A 25,002-nucleotide genomic window follows, 5' to 3' on the forward strand; every position below is an offset into this window, starting at 1 on the left:
GCCGCGCATAGGGGGCCGAGGCCATGGCGAGCCTGAAGGACCTTCGCGGGCGGATCAACAGCGTGAAGAACACGCGCAAGATCACGCAGGCGATGAAGATGGTGGCGGCGGCGAAGCTCCGCCGCGCGCAGGCGCAGGCCGAGGCCGCACGCCCCTATGCCGAGCGGATGGAGGCGATCCTCGCCTCCCTCGGCGCGGCGGTGGCCGGCAGCCCCGGCGCGCCGCGCATGCTGATCGGCACCGGCGGCGACCGGGTGCACCTGCTGGTGGTGGTCACCGCCGATCGCGGCCTGGCCGGCGCCTTCAACACCCAGGTCGGCCGGCTCGCCCGCGCCCGCATCCGGGCGCTGGAGGGCGAGGGCAAGGTGGTCAAGATCCTGACCGTTGGGCGGAAGGGTGCGGCCTATCTGAAGCGCGAGTTCGCCAGCCGCATCGTCGGCGAGATCACCTTCATGGGCAAGAAGCGCGTCGAGTTCTCCGACGCCGAGACCGTCGCGGTCCGGGTGACCGAGATGCTCGAGGCCGGCGAGTTCGACGTCTGCAGCCTGCTCTACAACCGGTTCCGCAACGTCATCACCCAGATCCCGACCGAGCAGCGCCTGATCCCGGCGCCGCTGCCGGAAGGCGGCGCCCCGGCTTCGGCCGGCCCGCAGGCGATGTACGAGTACGAACCGGCGGAGGAGGCGATCCTCGCCACCCTGCTGCCGCGCAACCTCGCCATCCAGATCTATCGCGCCGTGCTCGAGAGCACCGCGGGCTTCTATGGCAGCCAGATGACCGCCATGGACAATGCCACGCGCAATGCCGGCGACATGATCAACAAGCTGACGCTGAACTACAACCGCACGCGCCAGGCCAACATCACCAAGGAGCTGATCGAGATCATCTCCGGGGCCGAGGCTGTGTGATGCGGTCGCGGAGCGCGCCTGCCGCGCGGAGCGTGAATCGCATCACCCGAACCGATTGAGGAGCTCTGAGCCATGAAGAACAATGTCGGGCAGATCGCCCAGGTTCTCGGCGCCGTCGTGGACGTGCAGTTCCCGGGCGAGCTGCCGAACATGCTGAACGCGCTCACCACCAAGAACGGCGACAACACGCTGGTCCTCGAGGTGGCGCAGCACCTCGGCGAGCGCACCGTGCGCTGCATCGCCATGGACACGACCGACGGCCTGATCCGCGGCCAGGAGGTGGTGGACACCGGCAGCGGCATCTCCGTCCCCGTCGGCAATGCCACCCTCGGCCGCATCCTCAACGTCATCGGCCAGCCGATCGACGAGCGCGGGCCGGTCGAGGCCGAGAAGAGCTACACCATCCACCGCGAGGCCCCGGCCTTCGACGAGCAGGCGACGGCGGCCGAGATCCTCGTCACCGGCATCAAGGTCATCGACCTGCTCGCCCCCTACCTGAAGGGCGGCAAGATCGGCCTCTTCGGCGGCGCCGGCGTCGGCAAGACCGTCACCATCCAGGAGCTGATCAACAACGTCGCCAAGGCGCATGGCGGCGTGTCGGTCTTCGCCGGCGTCGGCGAGCGGACGCGCGAGGGCAACGACCTCTACCACGAGATGGTCGATGCCGGCGTCATCAGGCTCGGCGAGGGCACGACCGAAGGCTCCAAGGTGGCGCTGGTCTATGGCCAGATGAACGAGCCGCCGGGCGCCCGCGCCCGCGTCGCCCTCTCGGGCCTCTCGATCGCCGAGTATTTCCGCGACGAGCAGGGCCAGGACGTGCTTTTCTTCATCGACAACATCTTCCGCTTCACGCAAGCAGGTGCGGAAGTGTCGGCGCTGCTCGGCCGCATCCCCTCGGCGGTGGGCTATCAGCCGACGCTCGCCACCGACATGGGCGCGCTGCAGGAGCGAATCACCAGCACGAAGAAGGGCTCGATCACCTCGGTGCAGGCCATCTACGTGCCGGCCGACGACCTGACCGACCCGGCGCCCGCCACCTCCTTCGCCCACCTCGACGCGACGACGGTGCTCAACCGCTCCATCGCCGAGCTCGGCATCTTCCCGGCGGTGGACCCGCTCGACTCGACCTCGCGCGCGCTCGACCCGCGGATCGTCGGCGACGAGCACTACCGCGTCGCGCGCGAGGTGCAGCGCATCCTGCAGACCTACAAGTCGCTGCAGGACATCATCGCCATCCTTGGCATGGACGAGCTCTCGGAGGAGGACAAGCTGGTCGTGGCGCGCGCGCGCAAGATCCAGCGCTTCCTCAGCCAGCCCTTCCACGTCGCCGAGGTCTTCACCGGCACCCCGGGCGTCTTCGTCAAGCTCGAGGACACGGTCCGGTCCTTCGCCGCGATCTGCTCGGGCGAATACGACCACCTGCCGGAGGCTGCCTTCTACATGGTCGGCACCATCGAAGAGGCGGTGAAGAAGGGCGAGTCGCTGAAGGCGGCGGCCTGAGCGGAGGCCGGGCGGTCCTTCGGGATCGCCCACCGAGGAGCACATCATGGCTACCTTCCTGCTCGAACTCGTCTCGCCGGAGCGCCTCCTGCTCTCCCGGCAGGTCGAGATGGCGACCATCCCCGCCGCCGAAGGCGAGATGGGCGTGCTGCCCGGCCATTCCCCGATGATCGTCTCGCTTCGCGGCGGCGTCATCCGCGTCAGGGAGAACGGCGCGGAGACCGAGAGGCTCTTCGTCGGCGGCGGCTTCGCCGAGGTCTCGCCGGAACGCGTGACGGTGCTGGCCGACGAGGCGACGCCGCTCGCCAACCTCTCGCGCTCGGCGGCCGAGCAACGCCTGGCCGAGGCCGAGGCGGCGCTGCGCGAGATCACGGCCGAGGATACCGAATCCCGGCGCGACGCGGCGCTGGAGCGGGTGCTCTCGGCCCGCGCCATGCTGGACCTGGCGCAGGCGGCCTGACGCGGCCGGACAGCGAGGCCGGCAGGCCGGGGGTGGCGACGCCTCCGGCCTTTTGCATGCCCGCATCGGGCCTATTTGCGCCCGCGACACAGTGGTGCTTTTTCGCTCGCAACGCTGTGTCTGGGCGGCCACATGCCTTGAAACGGCGCCGGCCCTGGAGAACATGCCCGGGGCGGCGACCTTGCCGCGGAGCGTGGGGCGGCCGCGCGGGGCCGGGGGTAGGCTGGCCCGGTCAGAGGGCCGCGGGGACACGATGAAGCACTGGCGCGTCGAGCAGGTGAATTGGGACCGCTTCGATCCGTCGAAAGTGGACCCGGAGATCGTGCCGCTGGTGAAGGCGGCGGCCATGGTGGAGCGCAACGGCGACGACTACGCGCTCTACCTGAAGGGCGTCTTCCATGACGACCCGGATTTTCGGACCGCCGCCGCGAACTGGGCGGTGGAGGAGATCCAGCATGGCGATGCGCTCGGCCGCTGGGGCGAGCTGGCGGATCCGGGCTGGGACTACCAGACCTGCTTCGCCCGCTATCGCACCGGGTTCCGGATCGACACGGCCGCCGCCAGCTCCATCCGCGGCTCCCGCACCGGGGAGCTGATCGCCCGCTGCATGGTGGAGACCGGGACCAGCAGCTATTACACGGCGCTGGGCGAGGCGACGGAGGAGCCGGTGCTGAAGGAGATCTGCCGCCTCATCGCGGCCGACGAGTACCGGCACTTCAAGCTCTTCTACGACCACATGAAGCGCTACCTGGCGCGCGAGGACCTGTCCTTCCTGCAGCGGCTGAAGGTCGCGGCCGGCCGGATCGGCGAGTCGGAGGATGACGAACTGGCCTTCGCCTTCCACTGCTCGAACGAGGATCCCGCGCTCGCCTATGACCATGGGCGCTGCATCGCGGGCTATATGGGCCGGGCCATGGCCTTCTACCGCTACCGGCACATCGAGCGCGGCATGGGCATGGTCTTCAAGGCCGTGGGGCTCGAGCCGCGCGGGCGGATGTCGGACCTCGCGGCGCGCGGCGCCTGGCGGCTGCTTTGCTGGCGGCGCGACCGGTTCCGGGAGGCGCTGCGGCGCGAGGCGGCGCAGCCCGTCTACGCGCAGGCGGCCTGAGCTTGCGTCTCCCGCCGCGCCGCGCGGTGCTCGCTGCCGGCGGGGCGGCGCTGCTGCCCGCCGCGGGCCTGGCCCAGCCGGGCGAGGGGCTCGGCGCCCGCGCCGCGGCGCAGGGCTTCGTCTTCGGCACCGCGGTGGACAGCAACCGCCTCGCCGACCCGGCCTATGCCGCGCAGGTGGCAGCGGAAGCGCGGCTGCTGGTCCCGGAATGGGAGGGCAAGTGGGCCGCCCTGCAGCCAGCGGAAGGCCGGTTCGACTTCGGCCCGCTGCAGGCGATCGCCGCTGCCGCCGCCCGCAACGGGCAGCAATTGCGCGGCCATGCGCTGATCTGGCACCGCGCCCTGCCGGACTGGCTCTCGGCGCGGCTGGCGGAGGGGCCGGACAGGGCGCGCGCCGCCATGGCCGCGCATTTCGACGCCGTGCTGCCGGCCACCGCCGGCGTGATCCGCGACTGGGACGTGGTGAACGAGGCCGTCGGCAATACCGGCGGCCCCTTCACCGAGAATACGCCGGTCGTCGGCGACCTGCGCGACACGCCCTGGCTGCGCGCCCTCGGCCCCGGCTACATCGAGCTGGCCTTCCGCCTGGCGCGGGAGCGCGACGGCACCCTGCGGCTGACCTACAACGACTATGGGATCGAGGGCGACACCCCCTTCGCCGAGGAGAAGCGCCAGCGCGTGCTGCGGCTGTTGCGCGGCCTGGTGGATGCGAAAGCGCCGGTGGATGCGCTCGGCATCCAGGCGCATCTGATGCTGGACGAGCCCTTCCGGCCGGAGCCCTTCGCCGCCTTCCTGCGGCAGGTGCGCGACCTCGGCCTCTCCATCCTCGTCACCGAACTCGACGTGCGGGAGGCGGCTGTCGTGCCGCCCGACCTCGTGGCGCGCGATGCGCTGGTCGCGGCGCGGGTGCGCGACGTCGTCGGCACCGCGCTCGAGTGTGGCTGCCGGACGGTGCTGACCTGGGGCCTGTCGGACAAGGACAGTTGGCTGGTGCAGGAACCGGCGGTGGCGCGGAAGGACGGCAGGACCCATCGCGGCCTGCCGCTGGATGCGGAGGGGCGGCGCAAGCCGATGTGGCAGGCACTCGACCGCGCCTTCGCCGCGCGCGGGCGGGGATAGCGCCCGCCTGTCCGCCGCCGCGGGGACTGCCCTCAGCTCCTGCCGCGCAGCGGGATCTCTTGCAGCCGCAGCGCCGCGATGAGGCAGAGCGCCGCAATCCCGCCGGCCGCGAGGAAGACCACCGAGAAGGCCGCCGCCGCCTGCTCGGGCGACGCCGTGCCGCCCGGGCCCAGCCGCCCGAGCAGCAGCGCCGAGAGCAGCGCCACGCCGAAGGCCCCGCCCATCAGCCGGAAGAACATCATGCAGGCCACCGCGACGCCGCCGTCGCGGGGATCGACCGCATTCTGGATGGTGACGGTGATGGGCGAGAACTGGCAGCCGAAGCCAAGGCCGAGCGCCAGCGTCACCGCCGTGTCCAGCAGCAGCGAGTGGCCGAGGCCGACCAAGGCGACCACCAGGCACATGGCCAGCGCGGTCGAGGTGCCGAGGATCGGCAGCGCCCGGTAGCGCCCGGTCCTCGTCACCGCGAGGCCCGCCAGGAAGCTGCCGCTGACGCTGCCGAGCGTCATGGCGATCATGCGCAGCCCCGCCTGCTTGGCCGAGAGACCGGCGACCATCTGGTAGGCGAGCGGCACCAGCACCGTCAGCGCCATCATCACCATGGACGCCAAGCCGGTGATGACGATGGCCGTCGTGAAGATGCCGTTGCGGAAGAGGTGCAGCGGCAGCATCGGCTGCGGCGCCGCCCGCTCCTGCAGGATCAGCGCGGCGGTGCCGGCGATGCCGAGCGCGAAGCAGCCCCAGGCGGCGGGGGAGAGCCAGTCGCCGCTGCGCTGGATCAGCGTGATGCCGATCAGCACCGGCGTGCAGGCCAGCACGATCAGCGCCGCGCCCGGCCAGTCGATCCTCGGCCGCTTGCCCGGCAGCGGCAGCCGCCGAAGCTGGAAATACGTCGCGGCGAAGGCGGCGGCGCCGAGCGGCAGGTTGATCCAGAAGATCCAGTGCCAGGACAGGTACTCGACGAAGAGGCCGCCCAGCACCGGCCCGCAGATATTGGCGGTCGCGAAGGTGCCGGAGAGGTAGCCCTGCACCTTGCCGCGTTCCCGCGGCGGCAGGATGTCGCCGACCACCGCCAGCGAGATGGCGCGCAGCCCGCCGCCGCCGAGGCCCTGCACCACCCGCATCAGGATCAGCATCGGCATGGACTGCGCCAGCGCCGAGAGCATGGCGCCGAGCACGAAGAGCGAGATCGAGACCAGCAGCACCGGCCGCCGGCCATAGAGGTCCGACAGCCGCCCATAGATCGGCGTGGTGACCGTGGAGGCGATGAGATAGGCGCTGACCACCCAGGGCAGCAGCGCCCAGCCGCCGAGATCGCCCGCGATGGTCGAGAGCGCCGTCGCGACGATGGTCTGGTCGAGGCTCGAGAGGAAGAGGGCGAGCGTCAGCCCGAGCACGATCAGCCGGACCTCGCCGGGGCTGAACAGGGACGAAGAGGAGGGATCCGGAGTGTCGCGCACGATGCGCACAGGCTAGAGTAGATGGCCGCGGCGCGGAAACCGGGTCTCCTGCGGGCCTCCTTGCGCTGCGCGGCCAGGGCGAAGGCGCCCCGGGCGGACCCGCCCGGGGCGGGGCCGGCTCAGCTCCGCGCCGCCTCGGCGAAGGCGAAGGTCTCGTAGGCGTTCTCCGCCACGCGGAACCACTGGTACTGCTCGTTCCGGAAGGCCCGGTAGTTCTCGTAGACCTTCTTGAAGTTCGGGTTCTTCGCAGACAGGTCGTCGTAGAGGCCATGCGCCTCGCGCCAGGCGGCCTGCAGCACCTCCCGCGGCCAGGCGCGGAGCTGCGCGCCGCCGGCGATCACCCGCCGCAGGGCCGGCGGGTTGAGCGCATCGAATCTGGCGTTCTGGTCGGTGTCGATCTCGCCCAGCGCCACCTCGACCGCCGTGCGGTAATGCGGCGGCAGCGCGTTCCAGGCCTGCCGGTTGGCGATGAAGCCACCCATGGAGCAGGGCTCCCAGAAGCCGGGCGCGTAGTAGAAGCGGGCGATGCGGTTCAGCCCCAGCTTCTCATCGTCATAGGGGCCGATGAACTCGGCGGCGTCGATCACGCCGCGCTCCAGCGAGGGATAGATGTCGCCCGGCGCGATCTGCGTCGGCACCGCGCCCAGCCGCTCGAACACCAGGCCGCCGAGGCCGGCGATGCGGAACTTCAGGCCGCGGACGTCGTCGAGGCTGCGGATCTCCTTGCGGAACCAGCCGCCCATCTGGACGCCGGTATCGCCGAAATTCATGAAGACGCAGTTGAAGGCGGAGAACATCTCATCCGCCAGCTTCATGCCGTCGCCATAGCGCATCCAGGCGGCCATCTGCCGGCGGTTCATGCCGAAGGGCACGCAGGTGAAGAAGGCGAGCGCCGGCTCCTTGCCGAAATAGAACAGCGCCGGGCTATGGCCGCATTCGACCGAGCCCTGCTGCACGGAATCCAGCACCTGCAGCGCCGGCACGATCTCCCCGGCGGGGGAGGGGGTGATGCGGAACTTGCCGTCCGTCAGCTCGGCGACGCGCCGGCCCAGCCGCTCGCAACTGCCATAGAGGATGTCGAGGTTGCGCGGGAAGCTGCTCGGCATGCGCCAGCGCACCTCCGGGTTGCCCTGCGCGACGGCCGGCGCGGCAAGTGCCACGGCGCCCCCGGCGGCGCCGAGGAAAATTCTGCGATCCAAGATGAAGCCTCCCTGTCGCCGTCGTTGCGGCATACGCTTCATTGTCGAAATTGCCGGGATGAAGCAATAAAAATCTCGCTCAGGCCGTGCTGGGGGACGCTTTCGGTCGTCGGCGCGGTCGCGGCTTGCGGCGCGGCATGGCGCCGGCGCTGCTCACCCGACCCCTTCACCCTGCCTGGGCCGCGGTGCAGTCTGCCCGGCCCTTCGAGGAGCCGATTCCATGTTCGCAGCCCCCGCCAAGCCCGTCCTCCTCACCGGCGCCTCCGGCAATCTCGGCCGCGTCCTCGCGCGCGAGCTGGCGGCGCGCGGCTGGACACTGCGGCTGACCGACCTCGCCCCCTTCCCGGACCCGCTGCCCGAGCGCGCGGTCTTCGAGCGCATGGACCTCGCCGATGGCATCGGCCTGTTGCGCCAGGCCGAGGGCTGCGGCGCCATCCTGCATTTCGGCGGTGTCAGCGTGGAGCAGCCCTTCGGCACGGTGCTCGGGCCGAACATCCAGGGGCTCTATCATGTCTACGAAGCCGCCCGGCGGGAGAAGGCGCGCGTGCTCTTCGCCAGTTCCAACCACAGCATCGGCTTCCACGAACGCCCGGGCCAGGCCAACGAACGCATCGACGTGGACTGCGCCTTCCGCCCGGATGGCTACTATGGCCTGTCCAAGGCCTATGGCGAGCTGATGGGCCGGCTCTACTGGGACAAGCACGGCGTCGAGAACGTCAATATCCGCATCGGCTCCTGCTTCCCGGAGCCGACCGAGGCGCGGATGCTCTCCACCTGGCTGTCCTATGCCGACCTGGTGCGGCTGGTGGACTGCGCCGTCACCGCGCCGCGCAGCGGCCATTGCGTGATCTGGGCCTGCTCGGACAACCCCGCGAGCTTCTGGGGCCGGGACCACCGCGACCGCATCGGCTGGCAGCCGCAGGACAGCGCCGAGGCCTGGCGCGCCAAGGTCGGCCACATCACCTCCGGCAATCCGGTGATCGAGCGCTACCAGGGCGGCGGCTACACCGCGATCGGCTATTCGCGGCAGACGCCCTCCGCCCGCGACGCCTTCGACCTCGACTGATGGAGAGCATGGCGGCGGCCGGCGGCCTGGTCCTCGCCGGCGGCGGTTGGGAGGCGGCGCTGCTGCCGGGGCAGGGGGCGGCGATGGCGCGGCTGGCTTGGCGCGGGCGCGACATCCTCGTGCCCCTGCCGCACGGCGCCGACCCGAATGGCAGCTTCGCCGGCGCCTTCCTCATGGCGCCCTGGACCAACCGGCTGGACGCGGGGCGCCTGCCGGTCGCCGGCACCACCTACCACCTGCCGGTCAACCGCATCGTCGACGACACCGCCATCCACGGCCTGGTGCGCGATGCCGCCTGGACCGTGGAGGCGCAGTCGGGCAGCCACGCGGTGCTGGCGCAAACGGGCGATGCCGAGGCCGCCGGCATTCCCTGGCACTGGCAGGCGCGGCTGGAGGTATCGCTGGATGCCGCCGGCGCCGCGGTCGCGCTGACGCTCGGCAATGCCGGCGCGCTGCCCTTTCCCTTCGGCTGCGGCTGGCATCCCTTCTTCCTCCGGCCCGCCGGCACGCGGCTGCGCTTCGCCGCCGGCACGCTCTTCGCCCGCGACGCCCGCTGCCTGCCCATCGCGGCGCAGCCCAGCACCGGCGTGGACGGCGACGAAGCAGCCTATGAGGGGCTGGACACGCATTTCGCCGGCTGGGACGGGGTGGCGGAGATCCGCCGCCCCGACCTGGCGCTGCGCATCGCGGCGGCGGGCGCCTGGGCCGGCAACCTGCAGGTCTTCGCGCCGGCGGGCAGCGGCATCCTCTGCGTCGAGCCGGTCAGCCACGTGCCGGATGCGCCGAACCGCCCCGATTTCGCGCGTTTCGGCCCGCTCGGCATGCTCGCGCCGGGCGAGTCGCTGCAGGCACGGGTGCTGCTCTCCGCCACGGATTGATGCGCGCGGCCGTCGACGGCGACTCGTCGGCGGTCGCGCGCCCATCGCAGCCGCCGCGCGACGCGCCGACCGCTGCGCCGCTGCCGCAGTGATGAACCGACGCGCGCCGTATGGCGGCGCGCGGGAACGCTTGCCGTGTCGTGACGTTGCCAGACGCAACCGCCACAGACGGGCAACAGCATGGCCGGCGTCGCACGCAAATCCGATCCCGCACTTTGGGAGCAGGTGAAGGCCGAGATCACCGCGGGCGACAAGGGCGGCAAGCCCGGTCAGTGGTCGGCGCGCAAGGCGCAGATGGCCAGCCACGAATACCAGGCGCGCGGCGGCGGCTATATCGGCCGGCAATCGCCCGACAACCATCTTCGGGAATGGACCGAGGAGGAATGGGGCACGCGCTCCGGCGGAAAGTCGCTGGAAACGGGCGAGCGCTACCTGCCCAGGGCGGCGCGCGAAGGGCTGAGCCGGGACGAGTACGACCGCAGCACCGCAGCCAAGCGGCAGGACCTCGCGCATGGCCGGCAGTTCTCGGCGCAGCCGCGCGACGTCGCCGCCAAGGCCGGCAAGGCACGGCGCGACTCGCACCGCCGGGACCACAACGGGAGAGGCAATGGCATGGCAGAGACGGAGGACGATGCGGCGCGGAACTTCCGCGATCTGGTGAACATGAGCGCGGCGCAGATGCGCCGCTGGCTGGAGACCGAGGACAGCCAGGGCGTCGGCTGGGTGCATGAGGGCGAGGAGGAAGCGGTCGGCCACCAGTCCGGCCGGCAGATCCTGGAGATCCTCGAGCGCGGCAACCTGGCCGAGGCGGACGCGGCCTTCCTGCACAAGGTGGTCGGCTACATCCGCCGCCACCTGGCGCAGCGGCCGGAGGGCGACATCGAGCATACGCGCTGGCGCTACTCGCTGATGAACTGGGGACACGACCCGATGCAGGACAGCGACACGAGGCAGGACGAGGCGGAGGAACACGCCATGCAGGACGAGAGCGGCGAGACGGAGCGCACCGAGGCGCAGCCGGAGGAAGGCGAGCCGCAACCGCGCCGGCGCCGGGCGACCGGCACGCGCCGCCCGCGCGCCGCCGCCGCCGAGGGCGAGGGCGAGGCGGCACCGAAGCCGCGGCGCACCCGCCGCACCGCGGCATCCGGCGCAGAGGGCGAGGACGCACCGAAGCCGCGCCGCGGCCGCCGTGCCGCCGCATCCGCCGGGGAGGGCGAGGAGAAGCCGCGCCGCGGCCGCCGCGCCGCCGCATCCGCCGGGGAGGGCGAGGAGAAGCCGCGTCGCGGCCGCCGCAGCGCCGCGTCCGGCGGCGACGGCGAGGCGGCGCCGAAGCAGCGCCGCACCCGCCGCACCGCCGCGGCGAGCGATGAAGGCGAAGCCGCGCCGGCGCGCCGCACCCGCCGTACCGGCACCGCCACCCGCGGTGCCGCCGGCCGCACTGCGGCCGCGGCCAAGGGCGGCCGCGCCAGCGCCGGCACGGCGAAGCGCTCGGCCAGCGGCACGGGGCGCGGCCGCGCCGCGGCGAAGCCCGCCGCCAAGCGGGCGACCGGCACGCGCGGCAAGGCGACGGCCTCCACCCGCGGCACCGGCACGGCGCGCAAGACGACGCGCACCACCGCCGCGGCCAAGGGCGGCGCCGCGCGCGGCGCCCGCAAGGCCACGACGGCGCGCGGCGCCGCCAGGACCGGCACCACCCGCGGCACCGCGGCGAAGCGCGGGACGGGCGCTACCCGCGGCACGGCGGCCAAGCGCGCGACCGGCACCCGCGGCACGGGCACTGCCGCCAAGCGCGGCACCGGCACGGCGGCGAAGCGCGGTACCGGGACCGCAGCGAAGCGCGGCGCGGCGGCCAAGCGTGGCACCGGCACCGCCGCCAAGCGCTCGACCGGCACCGCGGCGAAGCGCACGACGGGCGGCACTGCCAAGCGCGCGACGGCCGGCACCGCGAAGCGCGGCACCGCCGGCAAGGGCGCGGCCACGGCAAAGCGCGGCACCGGCGCCAAGCGCGGCACCGGCGCGGCCGGGCGCACCGCCGCGGCGGCCAAGGGCGGGCGGGCCAGCGGCGGGGCGCGGCGCGGCAGCACGACGCGCGGCCGCAGCCGCGACTGAGTTCCGACTGCGCGTCTTGCCGGGGCGCTGCCCCGGACCCCGCGAAGGGGGCGAAGTCCCCCTTCGAGACCCCCCTTTTCATGAAAGACACCGGGCCGCAGGTTGGGGCGCATGAGCGCATCTCCTGGCACCACCCTGGTCCTCGGCGGCGGCATCATGGGCCTCTCCGCCGCCTGGGCGCTCGCCCGCGCCGGCACCGCCGTCCGCCTCGTCGAGCAGGACGGCATCCCCAACCCGCGCGGCGCCTCCTGCGACCACCACCGGCTGATCCGCCACACCTATGGCGCCGCTGTCGGCACCATGCGCATGGTGGAGGCCGCCTTCGCCGCCTGGGACCTGCTCTGGTCAGACTGCGGGGAACGGCTGGTGGTGGACGCCGGCGTGCTGGCGGTGGCCGAGGCGCCCGGCGGCTGGCTCGCCGAGAGCCGCGCCGCGCTGCGCGCCGACGGGCATGCCGCCGAGGACCTCTCCGCCGCCGAGGTGGCGCGGCGCTTCCCCATGCTCTCGCCCGAGGGCATCGCCGATGCCCTGCTGCTGCCGCACGGCGGCGTGCTGCTCGCCGACCGCATCCTGGCGGCGCTGCACCGGCGCTGCCTGGCGCTCGGCGTCACCTTCGAGACGGCGCGCGCCGTCGCGGTGGATCCCGCCCGTGCCAGGCTGCGCCTCGCCGATGGCGCGGAGCGCGGCGCCGACCTGCTGCTGGTCGCGGCCGGCCCCTGGGCGCCGCGCCTGCTGCCCGGCCTCGCCGGCCGCGTCACCGCCTCCCGCCAGACCGTGGTGCTGCTGGAGCCGCCGCCCGGCCGGCGTGAGGCCTGGGCCGCCATGCCCATGCTGCTCGACCTCGCCGCGGAGGGCGGCTTCTACCTGGTGCCGCCGGTTGCCGGCACGCCCGCCAAGATCGGCGACCACCGCTTCACCCTGCGGGGCGACCCGGAGGACGACCGCGCCGCGACGCCCGCCGAGGCGGAGGCGATCCTGGCCCTGGCCCGCCACCGCCTGCGCGACCTGCCGCAATGCCGGGTGCTCGCGGCGCGCGCCTGCTATTACGAGGTCGAGCCGCGCGAGCGCATCCTGCTCGAGCCGCTCGGCCCCCGCGCCTGGGTGCTGACCGGCACCTCCGGCCACGGCTTCAAATTCGGCCCGGTGCTCGGCCTCGGCTTCGCCCGGGCCATGGCGGCGCCGGCGCTGCAGGCGGCGCTGCCGGCCTGGGCGGCGGGGGAGGCGCCGCCGCCGCCCGGGCTGCTGCCCGCCCCCGGCTGACACCGGCTTGGCTTGCCGCCCGGCGCACCCCATGGTGAATGCGCCGCGCCAGGGATGCAGACAGGGGGCACAGGAAGACGCCATGACCGCCACGACCGCCGCCGAGGACCTGGTCTTCGGCCTGACCCGCGTGATCGACCTGCCCGGGCTGACCGCCGCCGGCGGCGCGCCGCTCGGCGCGGAGGACATCGCGGCCATCATCGGCGAGGCCGACAAATTCGCCCGCGAGATCCTCTGGCCCAATGCCCAGGCCGCGGACCGGGCGGGCGCGCATCTCGAGAACGGCGTGGTCCGCACGCCCGAGAGCTACAAGCCGGCCTACCGCGCCTGGATCGAGGGCGGCTGGCAGGGCCTGGCGGCACCCGCCGAGGTGAACGGCGTCGAGACCGGCGGGCAGGACCTGCCGCAGGCGCTCTGGATGGCGGTCTCCGAGCTCATGACTACCGGCGACATGGCCTTCAGCCTCTGCCCGCTGCTGACCATCGGCGCCATCGAGGCGATCTCCCGCTTTGCCACCAAGCCGCAGCAGGAGGCCTGGCTGCCGAAGCTGACCACCGGCGAGTGGACCGGCAGCATGTGCCTGACCGAGCCGCAGGCGGGCAGCGACCTCTCCCAGGTCCGCACCAAGGCGGAGCCGGACGGAACCGGCGGCTACCGGATCACCGGCCAGAAGATCTACATCACCTATGGCGACCACGACCTGACGGAGAACACCCTCCACCTGATCCTGGCGCGCCTGCCGGATGCCCCGCCCGGCACCCGGGGGATCAGCCTCTTCGCCGCGCCCAAGCTCCTGCCGGACGGACGGCGCAACGCGCTGCGCTGCGGCGGGCTCGAGAAGAAGATGGGCATCCACGCCTCGCCCACCTGCGTCATGCTCTTCGAGGGCGCCGAGGCCGAGCTGGTCGGCGAGGCGAATCGTGGCCTCAACGCCATGTTCGCCATGATGAACTCGGCGCGCCTCGGCGTCGGGGTGCAGGGCGTGGCGCAGGGCGCCCGCGCCCAGGCCCTCGCGGAGGCCTATGCCGGGCAGCGCATCCAGGGCGGCCAGCCGATCAGCCGGCATGCCGATGTCGCCCGCATGCTGGCCGAGATCCGCGCCATCACCCTCGCCGGCCGGCTGCTGGCGCTGGAGGCGGGCGCCGCGCTCGACCGCCACCGCCTGCTCGGCGATGCCGGGGCCGAGGCGCGCGTCGCGCTGCTGACGCCGATCGTAAAGGCCTGGTGCACCGACCGCGGCGTCGATTCCGCCTCCCTCGGCATCCAGGTGCATGGCGGCATGGGCTTCGTCGAGGATACCGGCGCGGCGCAGGTGCTGCGCGATGCCCGCATTGCCCCGATCTACGAGGGCACCAACGGCATCCAGGCGCTCGACCTGGTCGGCCGCAAGCTGTTCCGCGATGGCGGCGCGCATATGCGCGGCCTGCTGGCGGAGGTCGCGGCCACCGACCCGCGCCTCGGCGAGGCGGTGGCGGCCATGACCCGCGCGACCGACTGGATGCTCGACCGCGGCCTCAGGGATGCCGATGCCGCCCAGGCCTCGGCGGCGGCCTATCTGGATGCCGCGGGCTGGACGCTCGGCGGCTGGATGCTGGCCCGGGCGGCGAAGGCCGATGGTCGCTACGCCCCGCTCGCCACCTTCTACCTGGCGCGGCTGCTGCCCCGCGCCGCCGCCCGCATCGCCGAGATCGAGGCGGCGGACAGCCTGCTGGCCCTGCTGCCCGCGGCCTGACGCGGGGATGGCGCGGCATCCCCGCGCCCCGCGCATGCGGCGTGCCCTGTAAGTCTCGCCTGACACTTCAGTGTCAGGCGGATTGCACGTGACGTCTGGTCAACCCCGCGAAGCTCCGGTTTATTGCGTCCGGGAATGCTTGCGGACGCGGCCCGGCGGGCCGGTCCGGGAGGGGGAGCCAGAATGGCCGCGCGGGACCGGAGCGCGCCGGGGATGTCCAGGGCCGGGCCGGCGCGAGGCCGGAGGCCAGGAAAAAAACCCGTGCCCGCGCGCCCTGCGCCCCTTCCCGAACCCGCCCTCGGCCGCATCTGCGACAGACCCGTCAGCCCGTCCAGGACCCGCCGCCGCGCATGAACGCCCCGCTTGCCGCCCCCAGCCTGAAGCATCCCCGCGCGCGCGTGGCCATCATCGGCGCCGGGCCGGGGGGGCTGGCTGCCGCCATCCTGCTCGCCGCCCGCGGCGTGCAGGTGACGATCCATGAGAAGGACAGCGTCGTCGGCGGCCGCACCCGCACCCTGGCGACGGAGCAGGGCTACCGCTTCGACCTCGGCCCCACCTTCTTCCTCTATCCCCGGGTGATCGCGGAGATCTTCGAGAGCGTCGGCACGCGGCTCGAGGACGAGGTGAAGCTGGTCCGCGTCGATCCCCTCTACCGCCTCGCCTTCGAGGGCGCGGCAAGCATCGACGCCACCGCCGACCCGGTGCGGATGGAGGCCGAGATCGCCCGGCTCTGCCCGGAGGACGCCAAGGGCTTCCGGCCCTTCATCGCCGAGAATCGCGCCAAGCTCGACGTCTTCCGCCCGGTGCTGGAGAAGCCCTTCGAGACGATCTTCCGCTTCCTCCACCCCGAGGTGCTGCGCAGCCTGCCGCTGCTGCGCCCGCACAGCACGGTGGACCGCGACCTCGGCCGGCATTTCAGCCACCCGCTGGTGCGGCTCGCCTTCTCCTTCCAGACGAAATACCTGGGGATGAGCCCCTTCCGCTGCCCCAGCCTCTTCACCATCCTCAGCTTCCTCGAATACGAGCACGGGATCTGGCACATCGAGGGCGGCGTCGGCACGATCTCGGACGCCATGGCGCGGGTCGCCGAGCAGCTCGGCGCCGAGATCCGGCTGGGCAGCCCGGTGGAGCGCATCGCCTTCGAGGGCACCAAGGTGACCGGCCTGCAGGTCGGCGGCCGGCACGTCCCGGCCGATGCGGTCATCATGAATGCCGATTTCGCGCATGCCATGCCGAAGCTGGTGCCGGAGGCGCTGCGGCCGCGCTGGAACGACCGGAAGATCGAGACCGCGCGCTACTCCTGCTCGACCTTTATGATGTATCTCGGCATCGAGGGGGCCTACCCGGAGCTCGCGCACCACACGGTCATGCTCTCCCGCGGCTACGAGCGGAACATCCGCCAGCTCGAGGCGGGGGTGATCCCGGACGAGCCGAGCTTCTACCTGCACAACCCGAGCCTGATCGACCCGAGCATGGCCCCGCCGGGCCATTCCGCGCTCTACCTGCTGGTGCCGGTGCCGAACATGCGCGACGCCGCGGCCCAGGGCGTGGACTGGGAGGCGGAGACGCCGCGCTTCCGCCGCCTCGTCCTGCAGCGCCTGGCGAAGCTCGGCCTCGGAGACCTCGAGGGGCGCATCCGCTACGAGCGGATCGTCACGCCCAATGACTGGCGCGACAACCTGGCCGTCGGGCATGGCGCGACCTTCAACCTCCGCCACGACCTCAGGCAGATGCTCTGCTACCGGCCGCAGAACCGATTCGCGGGGGTGCAGGGCCTCTACCTCGTCGGCGGCGGCACCCATCCCGGCAGCGGCCTGCCGGTGATCTACGAGGGCGCGCGGATCACCACCGCCTTGCTGGCGCAGGATCTCGGGCTGCAGCGGCCCGGCGCCGAGGCGACCGCGATCGGCGGCATGGCGCCGGCGCTGCAGCCGGCGCGTTGAGACGGGTGACAGGAGAGACGGCCATGGCCTCGCATATCGTGGTGGTGGGGTCCGGCCTCGGCGGGCTGGCGGCGGCGGCGACGGCGGCGGCGCGGGGGCATCGCGTGACGGTGCTGGACAAGAACCCCTGGCTGGGCGGCAAGGCCGCCGTGCTGAACCTGCCCGACCCGGAGCGTCCCGGCAGCAACCAGGGCTTCCGCTTCGACATGGGGCCGACCATCCTGACGGTCCCCCGCGTGCTGCGGCGGATCTATGCCGAGGCGGGCAAGGACCAGCAGGCGGAACTGCCGCTCATCCGCCTCGACCCGCAATGGCGCTGCTTCTTCGACGACAATACCCGCATCGACCTGCTGGAGAATGTCGAGGCCATGGCGCGCGCCATGGACAGCTTCGCCCCCGGCCAGGGCCAGGGCGCGGGCTACCGCCGCTTCCAGGTCGAGGCGGAGAAGCTGCACGAGATCTCGGAGAAATTCTTCTTCTGGAAGTCGGTGGAGGGGATCACCGACACCATAGACATGCGGGCCAACTTCAACCCCGACACCATGCGCGACGTCATGGCGCTGCGCATGGGCAGGACGGTGGCGAAGGTGATCCGCGGCCATGTGCCGGATGCCCGCCTGGCGCAGATGCTGGACCATTTCTGCCAGTATGTCGGCTCCAGCCCCTACAAGGCGCCGGCGGTGCTGTGCTCGATCGGCGACATGCAGGCGAGCGAGGGGGTGTGGTACCCGGTCGGCGGCACCCGCGCGGTCGCCGAGGGACTGGCGAAGCTGACCGCCGAGTTCGGCGGCGACCTCCGCCCGAACACCGAGGTGACCGGCTTCGAGATCGAGAAGGGCGCGGTGAAGGCGGTGCGGACCGCGGCGGGCGAGCGGATCGCCTGCGATGCCGTCATCTCCAACATGGACGCCATCCGCACCTACAAGGAACTGGTGGGCGGCGAGCCCGGCCGGAAATACGCCAGCAAGGGCTACGAGCCGGCCTGCTCCGGCGTCGTGCTCTACCTGGGGCTGCGTAAGCGCTACGAGCACCTGGCGCATCACTGCTTCGTCTTCTCCCGCGACGCGGAGGAGGAGTTCGACAGCATCTACCGCCGCGGCGAGCCGGCGCCCGACCCGACGGCCTATCTCGCCGCGCCCTCCTGCTCGGACGAGACCGTCGCGCCCGAGGGGGGCGAGGCGCTCTACGTGCTGGTCCATACCCCCTGGCTCCGGCCGCACCACGACTGGTCGAGGATGCTGCCGCAGTACCGGCAGGTGATCCTCGACAAGCTCAAGCGTACCGCCGGGATGGAGGACATCGAGGAGCGGATCGTGGTCGAGCAGGCCCTGACGCCGGTCGACATCCATGAGCGCTACAAGGTGCTGAACGGCGCGATCTACGGCCTCGCCTCGCACGGCGCCTTCACCGGGGCCTTCAAGCCGGGCAACCGCTCGAAGGCGGTGAAGGGGCTCTATCTCTGCGGCGGCGCCGCGCATCCGGGGCCGGGCATGCCGATGGTGATGATGTCCGGCTGGATCGCCGCCGATGCGATGGACCAGGACCTCGGCGGGCGCGGGATGAGCCGGGAGGCCGACTGGGCCGGCCAGCGCGATGCCGTCCGCGCCCGGGTCGCGGCCGAGTAGCGCCATGGCGTCGGAGGGGGCATCGCCGGTCGCGCTCTTCTCGCCGGCGCGCTTCGCCTTCTACCGCTTCATGTTCGCCGGCTTCGCGCGCCGGCACCTGCGGGCAGTGCGGGTGGCGGCCTGGGGCCTGCCGCCGGCGGACGACCCGACGCGGCCGCTGGTGGTCTATGCCAACCACCCCTCCTGGTGGGACGGCGTCGCCTTCATGCTCTATTCGACGGAGCTGTTTCCCGGGCGGCGCATGTTCATCCCGATGGAGGCCGCGGCGCTGTCGCGCTACCGCTTCATGCTGCGCCTCGGCGTCTTCGGGGTGGAGCAGCAATCGGCGCGTGGCGCGGTCGCCTTCCTCCGCACGGCGAAGGAGGTGCTGGCCGCCCCCTCGCACATGCTCTGGATGAATGCGCCGGGCCGCTTCATGGATGTGCGGGAACGCCCGGTGCCGATGGCGCCGGGGCTGGTGCGGCTGGCGGAATACGCGCCCACCGCCCGCTTCCTGCCCATGGCGATCGAATACCCCTTCTGGGCGGAGCGGGCGCCCGAGATGCTGGCCGGGTTCGGCCCGCCGCTCGATGGCGCGGAATTGGCTGCGCTGGACCGCGAGGCGCGCGCCGAGGCGCTGTCCCGCGCGTTGGAGGCGGCCATGGACCGGCTGGCGGCGGATGCGATGGCGCGCGACCCGGCGCGCTTCCGCGACCTGCTGCGGGGCCGCGAGGGCATGGGCGGGATCTACGATCGCTGGCGGCAGGCGCAGGCGGTGCTGCGCGGCCGCCCCTTCGACCCGCGCCATGACCCCTCGGTTGGAGGAAACGCGTGAAAACTCGCAGAAATAGATGGGGGGCTCGGGGGGAATACCTTCCCCCCGTTCTTGTTCACTGATGGATTGGACCTGGCTGTGCCTGGGCCTTGCGGCACTGCCCGCCGCGCTCGGCGTCCACAACCTCTGGCGGTTGCCTTCGCTGCAGGGTGAGACGGCGGATGGCCTCGTCTCGGTCCTGATCCCCGCCCGCAACGAGGCGGCGAACATCGAGGCCTGCCTGCATGCGGTGCTGGCCAGCCGCGGCGTCGCGGTCGAGGTGGTGGTGATCGACGACGGCTCGACCGACGGCACCGCCGGGATCGTCGAGCGCCTAGCGGCGGCCGATCCGCGCGTCCGGCTGATCGCCGCGCCGCCGCTGCCGCCGGACTGGACGGGCAAGGTGCATGCCTGTGCGCGCCTCGCCGAGGCGGCCCGCGGCGACTGGCTGCTCTTCATCGATGCGGATGTGCGGCTGGCCCCCGGGGCGGCGGCGGCAATGGCGGCGCATGCCAGGGCCAAGGACCTCGCCATGGTCAGCGGCGTGCCGCGGCAGGTCATCGGCTCGCTGGGCGAGGCGCTGACGGTGCCGGGGATCAACTTCCTGCTGCTCGGCTACCTGCCGGGCGGCGGCCGTGCCGAGTCGCGGCGGGCGGACCTGGCGGCGGCCTGCGGGCAACTCGTGTTGTGCAACCGCCGCGCCTATGAGGCGATCGGTGGCCATGGCGCGGTGCGCGGCGTGCTGCATGACGGGCTGGCCCTGGCCCGCCGCTTCCGGGCGGAGGGCCACCGGACGGAGGTGGTGGACGGCGCCCCGCTGGCGACCTGCCGGATGTACCGGGGCTTCCGCGAAAGCTGGGCCGGCTTCCTGAAGAATGCGCGAGAGGGCATGGCGACGCCGCTCGGCCTGCCGGTCTGGACGGTGATGCTGGGCGGCGCGCATCTCTGGCCCTGGGCGCTGCTGCCCTCGGCCCAGGCCTTCCTGTCGATCGCGCTCATGCTGGCGCTGCGGGCGGCGATCACGCTGCGGGTGCGGGAGCCCTGGTGGACCGTCCCGCTGCACCCCTTCGGGATGCTGGTGGCGCTGGCGATCCAGTGGTGGGCGCTGGCGCGCTGGGCGGTGGGCAAGCCGGCGGGCTGGAAAGGACGCGCATATCCGGCCACAAGGGCGGCATGAATGGCCCCGTTCCCGTAGCCGCCCCGGCGTCCGGCAGCCTCGCCGCATCGGCGACGCCGACGCGTGACCATGACGAGGAGAATTTCCCGACCGCCTCGCTGCTGCTGGCGAAGCCGCTGCGGGCGAAGGTGATGGCCTTCTACCGCTTCGTCCGCGTGGCGGACGACATCGGCGACAGCCCGGTGCTGGCACCCGAGGAGAAGATCCGCCGCCTGGACGCCATGGAGCGGGCGCTGGACGACCCGGCGACGACGGTGCCGGAGGCCGCTGCGATGCACCGCGCCCAGGTCGGCCTGGAGGAGGCGCGGCTGATGCTCTCCGCCTTCCGCCAGGATGCGGTGAAGCATCGCTATGCCGGCTGGGACGACCTGGTGGACTATTGCCGCCGCTCCGCCGACCCGGTCGGGCGGATGCTGCTGCGGCTGCATGGCGATGGCGCGAACGGGCCGGCCAATGCCGCGGCGGATGCGCTCTGCACCGCGCTGCAGGTGCTGAACCACCTGCAGGACCTGGTGCCGGACCGCCAGGCGCTCGACCGGATCTACCTGCCGGAGCCCTGGATGGCGATCGCCGGCGGCGAGGCCGCCTTCTTCGACCCGGCGAACGGGACGCGGCGGCGCGAGGTGCTGGACTCGGCGCTGGACCGGGTGGAGGAGCAGCTCGACCGCGCCGCCATCCTGCCGCGGCTGCTGAAGTCCCGGCGCCTGGCGGTGCAGTCGGCCATGACGATCGGCTGCGCCCGGCGGCTGGTGGCGCGGCTGCGCAAGGGCGACCCGGTGCTGGGGCGCGTCGCGCTGACGAAGGCGGATTTCGCCGCGGCGCTGGCGGAGGGAATCCGCCTCGGGCCGCGGGACGCGGCGGTCGTGGCGGCGCGGGTGTCGCGCGCCGGCTCCTCCTTCGCCCGCGGCATGGCGGCGCTGCGGGGGGAGCGGCGGCGGGCGCTCTGGGCCGTCTATGCCTTCTGCCGGGCAGTGGACGACATCGCCGATGGCGCCATGCCGGAGGTGGAGAAGCGCCGTTTCCTCCGGGACTGGCGGGGCAAGCTGGCGGCGCCCGACTGCGCCCTCTCGCGCGAGCTGGCCTGGGCGCGGGAGGCCTATGGCGTGCCGCTCGGCGAATGCGAGGCGATGATCGCCGGCATGGAGACGGACAGCGCCGACCGGCTGCGGCTGGAGACGGAGGCGGATCTCGACCTCTATTGCCGCCGCGTCGCCGGCAGCGTGGGCGCGATGAGCGTGCGGATCTTCGGCGCGCCGGAGGCGGAGGGCTTCGGCCTGGCGCTCGGCCATACCTTCCAGCTCACCAACATCCTCCGCGACGTGGACGAGGACGCGCTGCGCGAGCGGGTCTATATCCCGCGCGACCTCCTGGCCGCCGAGGGCATCCCGGACGGGCCGGCGCAGGCCATCGTGGCCCACCCGCGCTTCGCCGCCATCTGCGAGCGCCTCGGCGTGCGGGCGCGGGAGGGCTTCGCCGCGGCCGAGCGCGACATCCGCGCCTATGACCCGAAGGCGCTGCTGCCGGCCGCGGTCATGATGTGGGGCTACCGGCGGCTGCTGGATCGGCTGCTCGCGCGCGGCTGGGAGAAGCGCGGCGACCGGCCGCGGCTGGCCAAGGGCGAGAAGCTGCGCATGGCCTGGATGGCGCTGGGCTTCGGGCGGGCGGGCTGACCTTCATGCGGCTCCATGTCCAGCCACTCCGGGGCTCCGCCCCGGACCCCGCGAAGGGGGCGAAGCCCCCCTTCGAAACCCCCCGGGGGGTTCCAGGGGGGCTTCGCCCCCTGGCGGAGGGTGCAGGGAGGCAGAGCCTCCCTGCTGCGCCGGCCGCGCCATGACCACCCACGTCATCGGCGCCGGCATCGCGGGCCTCGCCGCCGCGCTCGCGCTCGCCGAAGCCGGCCGTCCCGTCGTCCTGCATGAGTCCGCGCCGAACGCGGGCGGCCGTTGCCGCGCCCTGCCGGACGGCACCGACAACGGCACCCATGCGCTGCTCGGCGCCAATACCGCCGCGCTCGGCCTGCTGCGGCGGATCGGCGCGCTCGAGGGCTGGGTGGAGCCGGAGCCCGGCGGATTGCCGGTGCTCGACCTGCGCGACCACCGGGCCTTCCGCGTCGCCCTCTCGCCGCTCGGCTGGCGCGACGCGGCGCTGCGGCCGCCGGGGCTGACGGGCCGCGCGCTGCTGGCGCTGGCGCGGCTGGCGGTCCCCGGCCGGGACCGGGCGGTCGGCGCCGCCATGGCAGCGCATCCGGAATTCCACCGTGGCTTCGTCGATCCGCTGGTCATCGCGGCGCTGAACACGCCGAGCGCGGAGGCCTCCGCCAACCGCCTCGGCGCGGTGCTGCGGCGGCTGGGTGGGCGCGGGGCGACACGGCTGCTGGTGGCGCGCAGCGGCCTCGGCCCCGACCTGGTCGTGCCGGCGCTCGCGGCGCTGGAGCGGGCGGGCGCGACCATTCGCTTCGGCGCGCGGCTGCGGCGGCTGGTGACGCAGGGCGGGCGTGTCCAGGCGCTCGACTTCGGGGAGGATGCGGTGGCGCTCGGCGCGGGCGATGCGGTGGTGCTGGCGACGCCGCCCTGGGAGAGCCAGCGCCTGCTGCCGCATCTCGAGACGCCCCTGGCCTATGCGCCGATCGTGAACCTCCACTACGCCCATCCGAACCCCGGGCCGGTGCGCTTCATCGGCATGCTGGAGGCGCTGTGCCAATGGGTGCTGGTGCGGCCCGCCGGCGTCAGCGTCACCGTCAGCGCCGGCGATGCGGCGGCGCGCGAGGAGGCCGCGACGCTCGGCCCGCGCGCCTGGGCGGAACTGCGCGAGGCGGCGCTGGCCTTCGGCCTGGCCGGCGACTGGCCGGAGGCGGCGCCGCCCTGCCGCGTGGTGAAGGAGCGGCGCGCGACGCCTCGCCACGCGCCCGGGCCGCCGCTGCGGCCGCCGCGCCTGCCGCTGGCGAACCTGGCGCTGGCCGGCGACTGGACCGATCCGGTGCTGCCCGCGACCATCGAGGCCTCGGTGAGGAGCGGGGAGGCGGCGGCGCGGGCGCTGATGCGGTAGGATCGCGCCGGGGCCGCCGGCACCGCGGCGCGCCCGGCGCCCGGAGTTGCGGCGCGAGGATGCGCCAGGCTTCCGGCATGCGGAGCAGAGTCCTGCGTCCCGGCGCTGGTAGCCTTCGAGGGGACGCGCGCGGCGGCATCGCCGCCGGACCATGGGTGCACCACCACAGGCAGCAGGACACCGCCGTGCCCGACACCGCCCTGCCCATCGAGGCGACCGAGGCCCCCGCCGCCGCCCTGGCGGCGCTCCGCGCGGCCGAGGCACGCGACGGCGCCCTGCCGCCGGACCGCCGGCGCGCGCTGCTGCGGGCGCTCGCCGCCACGCTGCTCCGCCGCGCGGATGAGGTCGCGGCCGCCATCGACGCCGATTACGGCGGCCGCTGCATCGAGGAATCGCTGCTCGCCGAGGTGAAGCTCACGGTCGATGCCGCCCGCCACGGCGCCGCAAGGCTGCACCGCTGGGCGAGGCCGCGCCGGGCCGGCGTGCCTTTCCCGTTCCGCCCCGCCCGCGCCGCGGTCGAGCCGGTGCCGAAGGGCGTCGTCGGGATCATGGCGCCCTGGAACTACCCGCTGCAGCTTGCCCTGTTGCCGGCGGTGGATGCGGTGGCCGCCGGCAACCGCGTCGCCCTCAAGCCCGCCGAGGCGACGCCGCGCACCGCGGCGCTGCTGGCGGAGATCACCGCCGAGGCCTGGGGCCCGGACATCGCCCGCGTGGTGCAGGGCGGGCCGGAGGTGGCCGCCGCCTTCGCGGCGCAGCCCTGGGACCACCTGGTCTTCACCGGCGGCACGGAGACCGGCCGCCGCGTCATGCAGGCGGCGGCCGGCAACCTCGTGCCGCTGACGCTCGAGCTGGGCGGCAAATGCCCGGCCCTGGTGCTGCCCGGCGCCGATCTCGGGCAGGCGACGCAGGCGATCCTGGCGGGCAAGCTGGTCAATGCCGGGCAGACCTGCATCGCGCCGGACACCGTGCTGCTGGTGGGCCATGCGCCCGAGACCTTCGCGGCGGCCTGCCGCGCCACCGGCCTCGGCCTGCCCGATACGGTTGTCGTTAACGACCGGCAGGCGGCGCGCCTCGATGCGCTCTGCGAGGGTGCGACCCTGACGCCGTTGGCGCCGCCTGGCCCCGGCCGCCGCCGGGCGCTGGCGCTGGCCGAGGCGCCGTCCGACCACCCGATCCACCAAACGGAACTTTTCGGCCCGGTGCTGGCGGTGCAGCCCGTGCCCGACCTCGCCGCCGCCATCGCCTGGATCGCGGCGCGGCCGCACCCGCTGGCGATCTACCTCTTCGGCGCGACGGCGGCGGAGGAGGCCTGCATCGCCGCCGGCACCCGCAGCGGCGCCCTCGTTGCCGGGCGCTGCGTCGAATACGCCGCCTTCCCGGACCTGCCCTTCGGCGGCATCGGCGCCTCCGGCTTCGGCCGGCGGAACGGGGAGGCGGGGTTCCTGGAATTCAGCCTGCTGCGCGCCCGCGTGACGCATGGCCGCTGGAGCCTGTCGCGGCTGCTGGATCCGCCGCGGACGGAGCGGGGGCGGGGGCTGATCAGGCGGATACTCAGATAAGAAAGATCGGGGGGAAGGTATTCCCCCCGGTTGGACGCATGCGTCCAACCCCATCTATTTCT

The 25,002-nt window shown here is 73.3% G+C and carries 19 protein-coding genes; 17 read left to right on the forward strand and 2 right to left on the reverse strand.

Going from position 1 to position 25,002, the window contains the following annotated elements; translation table 11 throughout:
• Positions 1–23 precede the first annotated feature (23 nt).
• The 5 genes from Q7A36_RS04375 to Q7A36_RS04395 all read left to right on the forward strand — a co-directional run bounded on the left by Q7A36_RS04375 (position 24) and on the right by Q7A36_RS04395 (position 5,094).
• The gene (locus tag Q7A36_RS04375; RefSeq protein WP_305102440.1) at positions 24–908 is read left to right on the forward strand and encodes a F0F1 ATP synthase subunit gamma; all 885 of its coding nucleotides are present in this window, start codon (positions 24–26) and stop codon (positions 906–908) included.
• Between the two features lie 72 nt (positions 909–980).
• On the forward strand, positions 981–2,408 hold the full coding sequence (gene atpD / locus Q7A36_RS04380) for a F0F1 ATP synthase subunit beta (protein WP_305102441.1): 1,428 nt from the start codon (positions 981–983) through the stop codon (positions 2,406–2,408).
• Between the two features lie 46 nt (positions 2,409–2,454).
• A complete protein-coding gene (gene atpC, locus Q7A36_RS04385; RefSeq protein ID WP_305102442.1) occupies positions 2,455–2,868 on the forward strand; it encodes an ATP synthase F1 subunit epsilon in 414 nt (137 codons plus the stop codon).
• Positions 2,869–3,121: 253 nt separating this feature from the next.
• Complete coding sequence (locus Q7A36_RS04390; protein ID WP_305102443.1) at positions 3,122–3,976, forward strand: ferritin-like domain-containing protein; 855 nt, start codon at positions 3,122–3,124, stop codon at positions 3,974–3,976.
• A gap of 2 nt (positions 3,977–3,978) precedes the next feature.
• A complete protein-coding gene (locus tag Q7A36_RS04395; protein WP_305102444.1) occupies positions 3,979–5,094 on the forward strand; it encodes an endo-1,4-beta-xylanase in 1,116 nt (371 codons plus the stop codon).
• A gap of 32 nt (positions 5,095–5,126) precedes the next feature.
• On the opposite strand, the gene Q7A36_RS04400 is transcribed toward Q7A36_RS04395, so the two are convergent.
• Together Q7A36_RS04400 and Q7A36_RS04405 are read right to left on the reverse strand one after the other, a co-directional pair.
• On the reverse strand, positions 5,127–6,554 hold the full coding sequence (locus tag Q7A36_RS04400; protein WP_305102445.1) for an MDR family MFS transporter: 1,428 nt from the start codon (positions 6,552–6,554) through the stop codon (positions 5,127–5,129).
• 119 nt (positions 6,555–6,673) lie between these two features.
• Positions 6,674–7,753, reverse strand: coding sequence for a TRAP transporter substrate-binding protein (locus Q7A36_RS04405; protein ID WP_305102446.1), 1,080 nt, complete (start codon positions 7,751–7,753; stop codon positions 6,674–6,676).
• Positions 7,754–7,973: 220 nt separating this feature from the next.
• Between Q7A36_RS04405 and Q7A36_RS04410 the strand changes: the two genes are divergently transcribed.
• The 12 genes from Q7A36_RS04410 to Q7A36_RS04465 all read left to right on the forward strand — a co-directional run bounded on the left by Q7A36_RS04410 (position 7,974) and on the right by Q7A36_RS04465 (position 24,940).
• Positions 7,974–8,819, forward strand: a complete 846-nt coding sequence (locus tag Q7A36_RS04410; protein ID WP_305102447.1) for an NAD-dependent epimerase/dehydratase family protein — start codon at positions 7,974–7,976, stop codon at positions 8,817–8,819.
• An 8-nt stretch (positions 8,820–8,827) separates the two neighbouring features.
• Positions 8,828–9,697, forward strand: a complete 870-nt coding sequence (locus tag Q7A36_RS04415) for an aldose epimerase family protein (RefSeq protein WP_305102448.1) — start codon at positions 8,828–8,830, stop codon at positions 9,695–9,697.
• 180 nt (positions 9,698–9,877) lie between these two features.
• Complete coding sequence (locus Q7A36_RS04420) at positions 9,878–11,806, forward strand: DUF3140 domain-containing protein (RefSeq protein ID WP_305102449.1); 1,929 nt, start codon at positions 9,878–9,880, stop codon at positions 11,804–11,806.
• A gap of 111 nt (positions 11,807–11,917) precedes the next feature.
• Positions 11,918–13,066: an FAD-dependent oxidoreductase gene (locus tag Q7A36_RS04425; RefSeq protein WP_305102450.1), complete on the forward strand. Its 1,149-nt coding sequence runs from the start codon at positions 11,918–11,920 to the stop codon at positions 13,064–13,066.
• An 82-nt stretch (positions 13,067–13,148) separates the two neighbouring features.
• Entirely contained in the window at positions 13,149–14,798 is a 1,650-nt protein-coding gene (locus Q7A36_RS04430) for an acyl-CoA dehydrogenase family protein (protein ID WP_305102451.1), read from the forward strand.
• A gap of 350 nt (positions 14,799–15,148) precedes the next feature.
• Positions 15,149–16,741, forward strand: a complete 1,593-nt coding sequence (locus Q7A36_RS04435) for a phytoene desaturase family protein (RefSeq protein ID WP_305102452.1) — start codon at positions 15,149–15,151, stop codon at positions 16,739–16,741.
• 23 nt (positions 16,742–16,764) lie between these two features.
• Positions 16,765–18,366, forward strand: a complete 1,602-nt coding sequence (locus Q7A36_RS04440; RefSeq protein ID WP_305102453.1) for a phytoene desaturase family protein — start codon at positions 16,765–16,767, stop codon at positions 18,364–18,366.
• Positions 18,367–18,370: 4 nt separating this feature from the next.
• Positions 18,371–19,180: a lysophospholipid acyltransferase family protein gene (locus Q7A36_RS04445; RefSeq protein ID WP_305102454.1), complete on the forward strand. Its 810-nt coding sequence runs from the start codon at positions 18,371–18,373 to the stop codon at positions 19,178–19,180.
• A gap of 61 nt (positions 19,181–19,241) precedes the next feature.
• Positions 19,242–20,336, forward strand: a complete 1,095-nt coding sequence (locus Q7A36_RS04450; protein WP_305102455.1) for a glycosyltransferase — start codon at positions 19,242–19,244, stop codon at positions 20,334–20,336.
• Positions 20,333–22,006 carry a squalene/phytoene synthase family protein gene (locus Q7A36_RS04455; RefSeq protein ID WP_305102456.1) on the forward strand — a complete coding sequence of 558 codons (1,674 nt, stop codon included), beginning with the start codon at positions 20,333–20,335 and terminating at the stop codon, positions 22,004–22,006. Before Q7A36_RS04450 ends, Q7A36_RS04455 begins: the two co-directional genes overlap by 4 nt.
• Before the next feature lie 160 nt (positions 22,007–22,166).
• Complete coding sequence (locus Q7A36_RS04460; protein WP_305102457.1) at positions 22,167–23,381, forward strand: hydroxysqualene dehydroxylase; 1,215 nt, start codon at positions 22,167–22,169, stop codon at positions 23,379–23,381.
• Positions 23,382–23,566: 185 nt separating this feature from the next.
• Positions 23,567–24,940, forward strand: a complete 1,374-nt coding sequence (locus Q7A36_RS04465; RefSeq protein WP_305102458.1) for an aldehyde dehydrogenase family protein — start codon at positions 23,567–23,569, stop codon at positions 24,938–24,940.
• Positions 24,941–25,002: the final 62 nt, after the last annotated feature.

This window comes from Paracraurococcus lichenis, assembly GCF_030657435.1.
GTDB classification, from domain to species: Bacteria; Pseudomonadota; Alphaproteobacteria; order Acetobacterales; family Acetobacteraceae; genus Paracraurococcus; species Paracraurococcus lichenis.

Bases quoted from the DNA above. Each gene is read 5' to 3' on its own strand.
- Q7A36_RS04415 (WP_305102448.1), top strand. From the start codon at position 8,828: ATGGCGGCGGCCGGCGGCCTGGTCCTCGCCGGCGGCGGTTGGGAGGCG.
- Q7A36_RS04390 (WP_305102443.1), top strand. From the start codon at position 3,122: ATGAAGCACTGGCGCGTCGAGCAGGTGAATTGGGACCGCTTCGATCCG.
- Q7A36_RS04435 (WP_305102452.1), top strand. From the start codon at position 15,149: ATGAACGCCCCGCTTGCCGCCCCCAGCCTGAAGCATCCCCGCGCGCGC.
- Q7A36_RS04425 (WP_305102450.1), top strand. From the start codon at position 11,918: ATGAGCGCATCTCCTGGCACCACCCTGGTCCTCGGCGGCGGCATCATG.
- Q7A36_RS04375 (WP_305102440.1), top strand. From the start codon at position 24: ATGGCGAGCCTGAAGGACCTTCGCGGGCGGATCAACAGCGTGAAGAAC.
- Q7A36_RS04420 (WP_305102449.1), top strand. From the start codon at position 9,878: ATGGCCGGCGTCGCACGCAAATCCGATCCCGCACTTTGGGAGCAGGTG.
- Q7A36_RS04455 (WP_305102456.1), top strand. From the start codon at position 20,333: ATGAATGGCCCCGTTCCCGTAGCCGCCCCGGCGTCCGGCAGCCTCGCC.
- atpC (WP_305102442.1), top strand. From the start codon at position 2,455: ATGGCTACCTTCCTGCTCGAACTCGTCTCGCCGGAGCGCCTCCTGCTC.
- Q7A36_RS04410 (WP_305102447.1), top strand. From the start codon at position 7,974: ATGTTCGCAGCCCCCGCCAAGCCCGTCCTCCTCACCGGCGCCTCCGGC.
- atpD (WP_305102441.1), top strand. From the start codon at position 981: ATGAAGAACAATGTCGGGCAGATCGCCCAGGTTCTCGGCGCCGTCGTG.
- Q7A36_RS04445 (WP_305102454.1), top strand. From the start codon at position 18,371: ATGGCGTCGGAGGGGGCATCGCCGGTCGCGCTCTTCTCGCCGGCGCGC.
- Q7A36_RS04460 (WP_305102457.1), top strand. From the start codon at position 22,167: ATGACCACCCACGTCATCGGCGCCGGCATCGCGGGCCTCGCCGCCGCG.
- Q7A36_RS04430 (WP_305102451.1), top strand. From the start codon at position 13,149: ATGACCGCCACGACCGCCGCCGAGGACCTGGTCTTCGGCCTGACCCGC.
- Q7A36_RS04450 (WP_305102455.1), top strand. From the start codon at position 19,242: ATGGATTGGACCTGGCTGTGCCTGGGCCTTGCGGCACTGCCCGCCGCG.
- Q7A36_RS04440 (WP_305102453.1), top strand. From the start codon at position 16,765: ATGGCCTCGCATATCGTGGTGGTGGGGTCCGGCCTCGGCGGGCTGGCG.